This is a genomic window from Variovorax sp. PBL-H6, from assembly GCF_901827155.1.
Lineage (GTDB): Bacteria > Pseudomonadota > Gammaproteobacteria > Burkholderiales > Burkholderiaceae_C > Variovorax.
The window spans coordinates 218,652-230,531 of the sequence record NZ_LR594660.1; the positions used below are offsets into that span (position 1 = coordinate 218,652).

Consider the following 11,880-nt stretch of genomic DNA (forward strand, 5'->3'; position numbering starts at 1 on the left):
AGGCAACCCTCAAAGGAACTCATGAGCAAACAAAACATCGTCATCTACCACGCGGACTGTCCAGATGGTTTCGCCGCAGCGCTTGCTGCCTGGCTGAAGCTACGGGATACCGCCGACTACCTGCCGTACCAATACGGCATGGCGCCCCCGGATGTCACCGGCAAGGCCGTGTACATCGTCGACTTCTCGTTCCCGCGCGAACAGGTCGAGGCCCTGGAGGCTGTCGCAACACGCGTCGTGCTTCTCGACCACCACCAGACCGCCATCGACAAGCTTGCGGGCTACAAGTGCACCTGCGGGAAGGTCCGCCTCGTGCGCGACGCCAAGGCTGGTGCATCCGAGCCTGCGACCGTGCACCGGCACAGCAGTCACACGGCGCTTGACATCTCGAAGTCGGGCGCCCGCCTCGCGTGGGAGTACTTTCACGGTCAGTTCGATGTGCCTGAACTTGTTCAGTTCGTCGAAGACCGTGACCTGTGGCTCTGGCACTTCGGGGACCACACGCGGCACTTCCTCGCCAAGCTCGACTCGCTTCCCATGGATTTTCCGACGTGGAATCGGGTGCTGCAGATGAACGAGGGCGAGCGCGCAACGTTCATGGCGGCCGGCCAGGCAATGTGCCAGAAATTTGACGCCATTGTCGCGACCATCGCCAAGGAGGCCGTGCCGGTCAGCGTCATGGGGCACCAGGGACTGATGGTGTGCGGGCCGCGGGAACTCGCCAGCGATGTTGGCGCGCTGCTTGCCAAGCAAGCGGGCACTTTCGCAGCCGTCTGGACACTCGAGAACACCGGCCAGCTGAAGCTCTCGCTGCGGGGCGTCCGCGGCTTCGACGTTCGGGCGCTGGCGGAGGCTTTCGGCGGCGGTGGTCACAAGGAGGCTGCGGCGCTGCGCCTTCCGGCTACCCGCATCACCGACCTGGTTGCAGGCGTACTGAACCCTACGCCGGCAAGCTGATTTTGAGCCCCTCCTCCCCAGCTACGGCCCGGCGAGCGAGGGGCTTTTCTATTGCCGCCGGCCAACATCGGCAGCAGCAACCTGGCCCCAGCTCCGGGGGCGACTTTGGCGTTCAGGGCGTGTGTTTTGGCCAGGCCTTGACGCCCGCCAGCTCAAGACGCCGCATCACATCCGCGTGTTCCAGCACCAGCACCCGTTCGCCCGGGCCCATGTAGGCCGCACCACGGTCAAAGTGGAAGTGGGAGCGGTGGAGCAGGCTGCGCTTGAGCCGGTTGTGTCCGCAGTAAGTGAGCGCAACGCCGGGCTCAAAGGGGTTACCTGTGACCTCGAGGACCTCGCCGTCGCCAAGGTCCACCGTCAGCGCTTTGTGTGCGCGCCGGCCCTCTCCGCAAAGGGCGCGACCCCATGTGAGGAAGGGTTCGGCGTACTCGAGCAACTGCTCATCCAGCAGGTGCTCCTCTCTGATGAAGCCGGAGGTGCGGTCGCGAGTCAGCTGCGCGTGTGTCACATTGAATTCCCCTGCTTCGTGGGCGACGCGCATGACCAAGGGGCAGGCTTCGAGCAACGGAATGAGCGAGTTCAGCTCGACTTCGTCGGCGAGGGACAGCCCGTCGAGCCAGCCCGTTCCGTTCCGCGGGTTGTAGGCATCGAGGATGCTGTGGTAGCGGGATGGTCGCCCTGCCCGGCGAGTCAGAAGCAAGCCCTCGTGATTTCCGAGAACGGCCTTGAACCAAGGCTGGCGCAGCAGCCCGAGGCAGTCCAGGTTCTGCGGCCCGCGGTCGACCAGGTCCCCTACCGAGAACAGCCGGTCGCGCGACGGATTGAATCGCACGGCGACCAGCTCTGCAACCAGCTCCGCGTAACGGCCGTGGATGTCTGAGACGATGAAGTCCCTGCCACCCGCTCGGCTATTTGTGCCGATGGCGGCAAATGGGGCGCCAGGGAAGATGCGGTATTTGTCGGTCATTACGTGGAATCCAATTCCACGTAAAGCGACCGGCTTTAACCCTTTTCCCCAGGTCCCTCGTTGTCTGCCTGACCCTAGATTGAACGTCTAAAACGCATCTTTTGGCGTTTCAGCCTTGCCGTGCTATAATGCTTTCACGCTGTGGAATACGCAGCCCACTTTCGAACTGTCCTGGGCGCAAAACCCCTGTCCTCACCGACAGGGGTTTTTGCATTTGGCGGGCGTCGTGGCCATCCCGCCGGATGCGCCGGCCAAGAAAAAGCACCCGCGGAGGGGTGCTTAATGAAGGGCGAGCCCTACGCTGGAACCAAGTTGGAGAACTGTTCCCCGGCGAAGAGCTTCTTGTACGTAAACAGCAGCTGGGTGGCTTGGCGCTCGAACATGCCTGACATTAAATTCGGCTGGCGAGACCAGGCGTATTCACCGAAGCTGTAAGCAAGCCAATGCTCGAAGCTTGTGTCGAGCTCTGCCGCGTATGGCCGTGCTACCAAGTGGCCTGAGCAACGTCGGAGAAACTCCGCAACTTGCTCGACACCCCAGCCGCAGAACTCGAAGCAATTCGCGAGATTCGTGTCGAGCTTGCTGCCGAAGTAGTCCTCCGCGGGGCTGAAGCCATTCGGATGCGGCGGATTTCCGAGCTGCTCCATTCGAAGGAGCAGGTACTGCGAAACCAGGTAGTCGAAGTTGTGGACGACGAGACCTGGGTGCTCGCCTGAGCCGCCGCCCAGCACCAGGTTGGAGGGGGTGCAACCGAAATCGGATGCTCCGCGCGCCGCCTTGACGGTGGCGTTGGAGTGGTAGACCGGATAGCCCGCGAGCGTGCCGACGCGTTTGTGAGGGATGGTATCGATGTAGCTCATGATGAGGTTGATGTTGTCCTGTCGCCTATAGGGACATCGGGTCCCTCGGCTATTGCGGAAGAAAGGAACGGCCGCCTCGAAGACGAGGCGGCCGTGAATCAGAAGGCTGGCAATCTGCGATGCTGCGTCCACCATGCGGCGAACTCGAAGAGCGAGCGATGGACGCTATCGTGAGGGTACTTGCCCTCAAGGCCCCTGTTGGGAGAATCGACGTTCTGGTAGTCGACCCAGGCGCGATGCACGCGTTCTGAGATGCCGTCGAAGTTCTCGAGCAGGTCGTCGACGAATGCAGCGGGCTGCAAGTCGGCGATGGCGTCGAGCTTGGGATTCCGGTGGTCATCACCGCGGCCGGTGGCAATGACGCGCTCCACAGGAAACCCCAACTTCTGGAGGTTTTGGTGTCGCGCGCCGGCGTACTTCTTGGGCATCGAGCTTACGCAGACAATGCGCCAGCTCGCGGCCGAGAGCAGCTTGGCGCCTTCAACGGCGCCCTCGAGAGGCTCCATCGTCGACCAGAATCGGTCGTCGAACGCATCGAAAAACTGCTCCTTTTGAGCTTGGTCACGGAAGGCCACGCCGTATTCATTGGAAGCGTGGTAGCAGTTGTCTCGCACACGGGGCAAGTCGCTTCCGAACGCTGCGCGCCAGACACGCGGGTAGGTGGCGTTGTAGTCCAGCTTGACGCCATCACAGTCGATGGCGAGCACATTGTTTTCAGTCATCTAGGTTCCTTCAAAGGGATTGGGTGCCTTCTAGGTCTAGGGACCGTCCATTCGCCCTATAGGGCCCACGTCAGGGCCGGAGGCTTCTGGAGACCGAGGTGACCGCTCGTCTCGGCTTGAAAGCATCATTCCCGCAGCCCCTCTCAGGGGCTGCTTTTTTGTTCTCTGCTCGGGCTTGTGGTCGGCAGCGCTGCCTACTACACTGGCCCATTCAGCAATGGCAACACTGAGATGCCTAGCCTCGGCGAGGTCTTCTTGCCGGCGAGGTTAGGCAGAGCCGGCTCTTATTGGTCCCCAATATGAGCCGGCTGTTTTGAGACGAAAGAAGACGACCCAAGAGCAAGGTGCTCTTGGGTCGTTTCGAATTACGCAGCAGCCAGCTGGACTTTGTTCGCGCGCAATGGTGCTACAGCGCCGGCCTCCAGCCATTGGTTCAGCTGGTCGAAGCTGTAGGGCCCCCAGTAGTCCGCGTCCACATTGAACCCAGGGTTCATGGCGTAAATGACCTCCCCGTCAACCACGCCGTCCTTCCAGATGGGCCAGATATGCAAGATGCTGCGGTGCTGCAGGGTGCGAGCTTTTGCAAGCAGCTCATCTGCTCGGCCGTTGGCATGCAGCCGCACATCGGATTCAAACGCGGCCTGGGCCTTCGCCATGGCTTCCCTGTGCCGCGGCTCCAAGAGGTCCTCAATCGCGATGATGACGCCGCTCAGGCCGAGGAGACCCTCCCCTTCGAGGAACGTCCCCGCGAAGATGGCTCTGCCAGCCTTCACGGCCTGCGCGAAAGCACGCAGCTGCTTCACGCGCTCCTGCCCCTTCACCTTGATGCCAAAGCTGCGTTCATCCCACGCCCCGCCCAGGCCGGTCGAATCGCCCACGACATTGAGCCTAAGCTCCGCATCGATGAACGAATTGCCGAAGGCTGCCGCGCGCTTGCCAGCGATGTACACCAGGGCAGCCGCCGGCTCGCCCTGTACCAGGCGCTCTTCGTAGACGACATTGGCCAGGTCCCGGACAATGCGCTTGGTTGCCATCAGGTCTGGGCAGTGGAGCCGCCCATCCTTGCGAAGCCTTTGAGCAAGCGCCAGACGGGATACGCCGGGCCCTTCCGTCAGGGCCGCACTCAGGGCATCCATGCCGCCTTGATGCTCGGTCGTTGCGTCAGAACCTGTGGCGACTGCCACCAAGGCCCCGGAGCTGTTCACGACCAAACGAGGCTTGTTTCCTTTTCGCATGCTCGAGCTTTCCTTGAGAGTTGCTACCTCCCCTATAGCGAAAGCGCGCGCTCAGGATGCTGTATCAGGCAGGCTCGCCGATTTGGTGCTCACCAACTGCCAGGGTAGCGACGAACCGGTCGAATTCGGCGAGCCGGCCATGCGCCTGAAGGAGCCGGAGGAGGGTGGATAGCTGCAGGTCCCCTCCCCGTTCCGCGGCGATAAGCGTAGGCTTGGAGACGCCCGTGCTTTCGGCCAGGCGCCGAAGCGAGCTCTGCTGGCGCAGGTCGCGCAGGTGGCTACCCAACGATGCGAGCCGGGCAGTGTGCTCAGGCGACGGTGACATGTTCATCGACCGGTACGCCGGCATACAGCGGCGCGCCCGACAGGGATTCCTCCATCGCCACCCCTTCGAGAAGCCGCTGCGCTTCGGCGACAGCAGCTGCCGGGGCACCGTCCACGATGAAGCGATTGCCGACACGAGCGCGGGCGCGCTGGCTCCACATGTAGGCGGTGGTTCTCGACTCGCCCACTTCGATGAACCAGCTGATGTCATGCGGCGCACTGAAGCCGAGCATATCGGGCATCGTGACTTCGTAGCCCTTGCGAAGCAGGTCTTCCCACAAGGTGGGCGCCTCTTCGAGGACAACTTCCAGGTTCAGGCTCTCGTCATCAAGTTGGGCGAGATTGCGAATGCGGGGCATGTTGTTCTTCTTGGTGCCGAACACCTCGGCTGTCGTTTAAGTGTGTGGGGTCAATTATACGTTACCAGAGGCTAAAGCGCAACTTACGTTCCGGTCATTGCGATTTGCGCGTCTTGCAGCTCCCCAACTCTCCTAGCGCCGTCGCAAATTCATTACTTGCTGGTGCTAGAACGACTCCACGACAGCTTTACTACGCTCCCCTGAACATCGAACCAAAAATCGCGATAGAGTCTAAGACTCTGAAATATCGATTCTTCACACCAATGACTCAAACGTACAGCCAACTCCAAAAGCAAATTGCTGCGCTTCAACGACAAGCCGACAGCGTTCGCGAGAAGGAAGTCGGGGGCGTTGTTGCCCGCATCCGGGAAGCAATTGAACACTATGGACTTACTGCGGAACAGTTGTTTGGCGGCAAAGGCGTTAAGTCGACGAAGGCAGTCAAGGGGCGCACTGGCGCTCGAGTGGCGAAGTTTGCGGACGAGAACGGCAACACCTGGGGAGGAATGGGTAAGCGCCCTGATTGGCTGAAAAAGGCCCTTCTCTCGGGGAAGTCGCTTGCGGACTTTGCTACTGCCGGTGCGCCAAAGAAGGCAGCTTCTTTGAAGTTGTCAAAAGCAGGCAAGAAGCGCCAGGCGAAGGTCAGCTACAGCGACAATGCAGGCAACAATTGGTCGGGTATGGGCCCGCGCCCCCGTTGGTTGCGCGAAGCTTTGGAAGCAGGCAAGTCCCTGGACGATTTCGCGCAGAAGGCCTGATGGCCTCAGAGCGATTTCAGGCTGTCCGGCTGGCCTTTGGCGCTGACTGCAGGGGCTAGCTGGTCCAAACGGTCCAACTCGACGATGCTCTCGCCAGGGCGCAGGCGCCGCAGGACCATCGTGATTCCTCGCGCATCATCGGATGGTCATCGATGACATAGATGTTCATTCGCCGCTGTTTATGGCGGGAATTCATCCGCTGCGTGTAAGACACTTGCGCAAAGAAAAACCGCCCGAGATGTCTCGGGCGGTTGAAGAAAGCCTTTAGGCGGCCAGTTTTTCAATGATTTTCTGGAACGGTGGAAGCTGTTCCAGCATCTGGCGGCCGTAGCTGGTGGATGCCAGCCGGCGGTCGAAGACGGTCACGCGGCCGCGGTCGGTTTCACGACGCAGGAGGCGACCCACCATCTGTACGAGCTTCACCATGGCGTCCGGCAAGCTGCGCTTCGAGAAGTATTCCTTTCCGAGCAGGTCGGACAGTTCCTGTTCCACCGGATTGGTCGGCACCGCGAACGGCAGTGACACAATGATGACGTGCTCGCACAGCTTGCCAGGGAGGTCGAGACCTTCCGCCAACGTTGCCGTGCCAACCAAGATGCTTCCCTTGCCCGCCTCAACGCGGTCGGTGTGCATCTTGCGCAGCACAGGGACCACATTGTCGCCCTGCACCAGCACTGCGTCCTCGCCGAACTGATAGCGCAGCTTCGGCACGAACTCCTTGAGCATCGCCCAGCTTGGAAACAAGATGAGAGTCGCTTCCTTGCGGTCGATGGCCGTCGGCAGCTTCAGGGCCAGCTCGCCCATGAACATCTTGCGCTCCGCCATCTTCGGCGTTGCGTTCATTCCGGCGACGGTGAGCGTGCTGTTCCTGTAGGGGAACGTGTACGGCAGCACCATCGTCTTGGACTTGTCCGGCATGCCGGCGCGCGACTTGAAGCGAGAGAACCCGCCGATGTCGCGCAGCGTTGCGGAAACGATAGCGACCCCCTTTGTGCGGGCGCTCTGCCAGAGCAGCGGGCCGAGCACGTCAGCGCCTTCCAGCGGCGAGCAGTGCAGCGAGAGTGCCTTGTCCTTGCGGAACAGCCACTTCACACGCCGCCCAGGGGCGACCATCATGCTGATGCACTCGGAAAGCTCCTTGAACGCTCGGTGAACGTCCAGGGCGCGCCGACCGAGGTCGGTGGCCTTGTCTTCCACTGGCTTGGGCAGGCCGGTGAGCTCGCGCAGCGCGGCCAGCGTACCCGCCGTCACCAGCATGGCTGGCATCATGGCTGCAAGCAGCACCTTCATCTGCAGCTCCACGTTCGGAGGCAATTCGCCCTTCATGAAGCGACGCTGCGCCGTGTCGGGGTCCACTTCGATGTCGTTGAGCAGCGTCGTGAGCTCGTCCAGCGGGCCCCCAATGGGCTTGCGGTCGAAGTCGTCGATGTGCACGTTGTACGCGCCCAGCTGTTTCGTGAGCTCCGGGCTACCTTTGAGGATGGCTTGAATCCCGCTCAGCTTGGGCAGAACCCGCAGGAACGAGGCCAGGTCCGCTTCGCGCGCGCCCACTGCAATCGCCTTTTCCGGGAGGTGGTGCCCCTCGTCGAAGATGATGTAGTAGTTGGCCACCGGCAGCGCCGACGTTTCGCCGTCCACCGCGAGCAGCAGGTCGCGAAGGACGAGGTCGTGGTTGGCAACGATGATGCGTGCGCCTCCAAGGCGGCCGCGAGCGCGGAAGTAGGTGCAATCCTTGTAGCGGCTGCATTTCTTGCCGGTGCAAGTGTCCGAGGACACTGCAATCGACCGTACGTTTTTCGGGCGGCCGTGCGTCCAGGTGTCAAAGTCACCATCCCAGCGACGAGCGTTGGCTTGGTCGACCATGAAGTCGAGCTGGTCGGGGTCGACCGCCGCGGCAGCGTCGTCGATGAAGGTCTCCTGGCCATCCGCGTTCAGCAGGTCCCGGATTTCCTCCGCCTGCGTAAGGCAAAGGTAGTTCCCCTTGCCCTTTGCGAGGGCGACGTCGTTCGCCATGACGAGCCCTGCGCGCACGAGTGCGGGCAGGTCCTTTTCAAACAGCTGCGACTGCAGCGCCTTGGTTGCGGTGGAGACCACGAGGGGCTGGACCGGGTTTTCGCCCAGCACATCGGACGCCGCGAGTGCGCCGATGAGGTAAGCGATGGTCTTGCCGGTGCCGGTGGGGGCCTCCGCAGCCAGGGGCACCGCGGTGAGAAATGCGTCAGCGACGGCCTTCGAGAGGTCCACTTGCTGGTCGCGCAGCAGGAAGGTGCGGTCGCGGGAGAGTGCCGCGTAGGCAGCGTCGACCCAGGCGTGAGCGCGCTTCGACGAAGTCATTGTGGTCATGTTGTTCTTCCTTGGTACGAGAAAAGTTGTTCCTGGCACCTGTAGCTACGACGCTTAAACGACGAGGCCTTTAGGGAGGCGGCCGGATAAACGCTGGCCTTACACAGCCGGCATCTCCCTGACCACGTTTTCACAGGCCACCTCGTGTCACAAGCTCACATCGACCTTCCCCAGCTCCCCTTCTGGCTGCTGCGAATGGCAGCTCAACCGGACCTTCTGCCTCGCTTTGTCCACAATCCGGTCGTCTTCGCAGCCTGGTACGCACCGATTGCTGCCGCGCTCGAGTGGCCGGCTGACGTCGTGGCCATCCAGACGGCCCAACGGGGCAAGAAGATGAACCTGGAACGCATGAGCAGCCTCCTCAAGCAGGTGAACTACGCGACGGATTCCTCATCCCGGGACGTCGAGTACATGCGCAGCATCCTGGAAGGTCTTGCCGTGCACGACTGGGTCGCAGCCGAGCCACAGGCCTTCCTGGAACTCGTGAACGCGGCGCTGCGGAAGTTCAGCAAGCACTACGATTTCATCCTCGACAAGGCAAAGAACAACTTTTCCCATCGGGTGCAGGAGCTGGTGGACTGCCTTGAGCTAACTGACCTCGAGCGCGATTTGCTCGTCTTCGGCGTTGCGTCCGCCGTTAGCGACGAATTGCGCACCATCCTGTCGAGACTGGACCAGTCCAACCGTCTCGCCCCTGAGGTGTTCGCAGGGATTTTTGGTGTGTCCGTCGCAGAACTGGCAGGTGCCCTGGCGGAAACGTCGCCGCTGCGCCTTTCGGGGCTGCTTCGCACCCGTGGCACCTTGAACCGCTACCCAGTCGTCTCGGAGTTCTGGATTCGCGTCCTCGCCGAGTCCCCCGAGGGGCTGGCCCGCACGCTGACCGAGCCCATCGTCTTTCGCCCGACCTCCGGCGTCCCTGCCCGCTTGCCCTCCGACGACCTCGACCTGGCCGCGGCGCTGGTCGCGAATGCATCCGAGCCTGGCGTCAACCTGATGTTGTACGGGGCCGGCGGCCTGGACAAGCAGGGGGTCCTGCGGGAGCTGGTGGAGCGAACCAACAGGAACGCCCATCGTCTCGCCAAGCTGGAGAGCTCGTACGGCGAGGAGCCAACCATTGCGTACATCGCCCAGCGCTGCCTGCCGACGGTCGACAAGGCCGCCCTCCTCGTGCTCGACCGGCCGGATGCCATCCTGGAGGCGCAGCCTTCAGGTTACATGGCCAAGATGTTCGGGCTCGAGGTCGACCCCGGGCAGGTCGCGCCCTTCGATGAGCTGATACTGACGTCAAATCCTTTGCCCACGGTCTGGCTGTCGGCGAATGTCAGTAGCTTGTCACCAGACACGGTGTCCCGTTTCGTGTTTCACGCGGGCCTGCAGAAGGCGCGGCGTGAAGACCGGCGCGCCCAGCTGGAGCGCACGGTGAAAGGCCTGGACCTTTCGCGCGAGACCGAGGAAGCCCTGCTGCGGCTGGAGGACGTGTCAGGCGTCCAGCTGGAGGCCGGCATGCGCGCCGCACGCCTTTTCGGAGTGCAGACACCGTCGGAGTATGAAGCGGCGCTTCTGCAGGCCGTCAAGCGCAGCCTGAAGGCCCTGGAGCGCGGCACCTCGCCCAAGGCGAAGGAGTGCGTGACGCAGTACTCCCTTGATTTCCTGAACTGCGCGGGGCGCTTCGGTCCGAAGCAGATTCTCACCGCGCTGACCCGTACTCCGAAGGGGTCCATCTGCCTGTACGGGATACCGGGCACCGGGAAGACCCAGTACGTCGAGTACTTGGCCCAGACGCTGGGCAAGCGGCTGCTGGCCAAGCGCGGGTCCGATATCATGAGCAAGTGGGTTGGAGAGACCGAAAAGAACATTGCAGCGATGTTCGAAGAGGCGGAAAGCGAAGACGCAATTCTCTTCCTCGACGAAGGCGACTCGCTCTTGGGCGACCGCAACAAGGCTCACGCCTCGCACGACGTGTCCAAGGTGAACGAACTTCTCGCCGCCATGGAGCGCTTCACTGGGATTTTTGTACTCGGAACCAACCTTTTCGAGGGCTTGGACACCGCCGCGCTGCGCCGCTTCACTTTCAAACTGCAGTTCCTCGCCCTGACGGCGGAGCAACGCTGGGAGATGTTCCTCAACGAAGCCAGCCTGCGAGAGACCCAGGAAGGTATCAGCGAAGCGGACAAGGCTCGGTGGAGCGAGGAGCTCATCTTCATGCCAAACCTCTGTGCCGGCGACTTTGCGACCGTCAAACGCCAGTGTGTCCTGCTCGGGGAGAGCCTGTCGCCAGACGAGTGGATTGGCCAGCTTCAGCTCGAGTGCCAAGTCAAGTCCAGGGCCCAGGCTCAGCCTGGGGCACCCCGCACGACTGTCGTCTGAACAGCAGGCAGCCGGAGGTTGCCTTAGTGCTTGCCGCTGGCCATCACGTCCAGCCGGGCGCGTGGGCAGCCGCCGGCGCGAAGCTACCAGTCCGCTACGAGGGACATCGGGTCGACGCCGCGCGTAAACAGGTTCTGAATGACAGGCCAGTCCCGGAAAGGTGCTTCCAGTAGTGCGTCATTGCCCATGCCCTTCTTGGCGTCAAGTAGCGCTTCCGCTGCGAGCACGTGATGGCACGCGCTGGACATGACCGGCATGTGTTCCGCCCACCGAGCAAGGTGCTCCAGGTCCTGAGGCACTTCTTCTGACATATCCCAACTGCGGGCAACCTGCGCGCTGAGTTCGAAGGCCTCGTCGAACTCGGGCATGCCGTGGAGCCAGTGGCGGGAGTCCGATGCAACTGCCATCATCGCCGGCATCGTCGCGCCGTGCATGCGGCCCATGGCGAGGGCGATGCCCAGCTTGTCCACGATGGCCACGAACGCAAGGTGCGTCTGGTCCGCCACGACGTGCTCCGGCGACGCGTAGGGCGCGATGCGTCGGGCGGTCGCGAGGACTGAGAAAATGTGCCGGGTCAGGAAGTTTCGCAACGGCTGCAGGTGCGTTGGGAATGTGACCAGGTCGAGTGTGAAGATGGCCAGCAGCGCGTCGTACGAGGCGCGCGTGCCAATCACTCTCACCGCATCCCGAACGGACTTCACTGAGTTGCCGCTGCGGTGGTACCCCGCGGCGTTTGACAGCGAAATGAGCCGCGCGACTGCAGCCGGGTCCTTCAGGGTCAGCAGCTCGAAGGTGCGAGGGTTCGTCCGCTCAGTTGACGTGAGCCCCATCAGCCGAGAGAGGGCGTCCGACAGAGGAGGAATCCGGGAATCCGAGGTTTGAAGGGGAATAGGCTGGCTTGTGGCAGGCATCTGGTCAGTCAAGGCGGGTAACTCGGTGTCTCACGGGGGATATCGGCAGGAGGTAAGGAAAACTGTAGTGTGCCCCA

The 11,880-nt window shown here is 62.2% G+C and carries 11 protein-coding genes; 3 read left to right on the forward strand and 8 right to left on the reverse strand.

Going from position 1 to position 11,880, the window contains the following annotated elements; all coding sequences use genetic code 11:
• Nucleotides 1–21: 21 nt before the first annotated feature.
• A complete protein-coding gene (locus G3W89_RS29390) occupies nucleotides 22–957 on the forward strand; it encodes a DHHA1 domain-containing protein (RefSeq protein WP_162571005.1) in 936 nt (311 codons plus the stop codon).
• A gap of 112 nt (nucleotides 958–1,069) precedes the next feature.
• On the opposite strand, the gene G3W89_RS29395 is transcribed toward G3W89_RS29390, so the two are convergent.
• The 6 genes from G3W89_RS29395 to G3W89_RS29420 form a co-directional block, all read right to left on the reverse strand.
• Nucleotides 1,070–1,924 (reverse strand): metallophosphoesterase, encoded by an 855-nt coding sequence (locus tag G3W89_RS29395; RefSeq protein ID WP_162571004.1) that lies wholly within the window; start codon nucleotides 1,922–1,924, stop codon nucleotides 1,070–1,072.
• A gap of 296 nt (nucleotides 1,925–2,220) precedes the next feature.
• Nucleotides 2,221–2,919: a hypothetical protein gene (locus tag G3W89_RS29400; RefSeq protein ID WP_162571003.1), complete on the reverse strand. Its 699-nt coding sequence runs from the start codon at nucleotides 2,917–2,919 to the stop codon at nucleotides 2,221–2,223.
• Nucleotides 2,883–3,506 (reverse strand): HAD family hydrolase, encoded by a 624-nt coding sequence (locus G3W89_RS29405; RefSeq protein ID WP_162571002.1) that lies wholly within the window; start codon nucleotides 3,504–3,506, stop codon nucleotides 2,883–2,885. The genes G3W89_RS29400 and G3W89_RS29405 overlap by 37 nt, the downstream gene beginning before the upstream one ends.
• Nucleotides 3,507–3,871: 365 nt before the next feature.
• Nucleotides 3,872–4,741 carry a hypothetical protein gene (locus G3W89_RS29410; protein ID WP_162571001.1) on the reverse strand — a complete coding sequence of 290 codons (870 nt, stop codon included), beginning with the start codon at nucleotides 4,739–4,741 and terminating at the stop codon, nucleotides 3,872–3,874.
• A 64-nt stretch (nucleotides 4,742–4,805) separates the two neighbouring features.
• Nucleotides 4,806–5,072, reverse strand: a complete 267-nt coding sequence (locus G3W89_RS29415) for a hypothetical protein (protein WP_162571000.1) — start codon at nucleotides 5,070–5,072, stop codon at nucleotides 4,806–4,808.
• Nucleotides 5,050–5,448, reverse strand: a complete 399-nt coding sequence (locus G3W89_RS29420; RefSeq protein WP_162570999.1) for a hypothetical protein — start codon at nucleotides 5,446–5,448, stop codon at nucleotides 5,050–5,052. Before G3W89_RS29420 ends, G3W89_RS29415 begins: the two co-directional genes overlap by 23 nt.
• Nucleotides 5,449–5,687: 239 nt before the next feature.
• Here G3W89_RS29420 and G3W89_RS29425 point away from each other — a divergent pair, with 239 nt between their 5' ends.
• Entirely contained in the window at nucleotides 5,688–6,182 is a 495-nt protein-coding gene (locus tag G3W89_RS29425) for an H-NS family nucleoid-associated regulatory protein (RefSeq protein WP_162570998.1), read from the forward strand.
• Nucleotides 6,183–6,446: 264 nt separating this feature from the next.
• Here the strand turns inward: G3W89_RS29425 and G3W89_RS29430 are convergent, their stop codons facing one another.
• Nucleotides 6,447–8,525, reverse strand: a complete 2,079-nt coding sequence (locus G3W89_RS29430) for a helicase C-terminal domain-containing protein (protein WP_162570997.1) — start codon at nucleotides 8,523–8,525, stop codon at nucleotides 6,447–6,449.
• Nucleotides 8,526–8,720: 195 nt separating this feature from the next.
• Here G3W89_RS29430 and G3W89_RS29435 point away from each other — a divergent pair, with 195 nt between their 5' ends.
• Nucleotides 8,721–10,892: an ATP-binding protein gene (locus G3W89_RS29435; RefSeq protein ID WP_162577709.1), complete on the forward strand. Its 2,172-nt coding sequence runs from the start codon at nucleotides 8,721–8,723 to the stop codon at nucleotides 10,890–10,892.
• An 83-nt stretch (nucleotides 10,893–10,975) separates the two neighbouring features.
• Here the strand turns inward: G3W89_RS29435 and G3W89_RS29440 are convergent, their stop codons facing one another.
• A complete protein-coding gene (locus G3W89_RS29440; RefSeq protein ID WP_162570995.1) occupies nucleotides 10,976–11,815 on the reverse strand; it encodes an HDOD domain-containing protein in 840 nt (279 codons plus the stop codon).
• Between the last annotated feature and the right edge of the window lie 65 nt (nucleotides 11,816–11,880).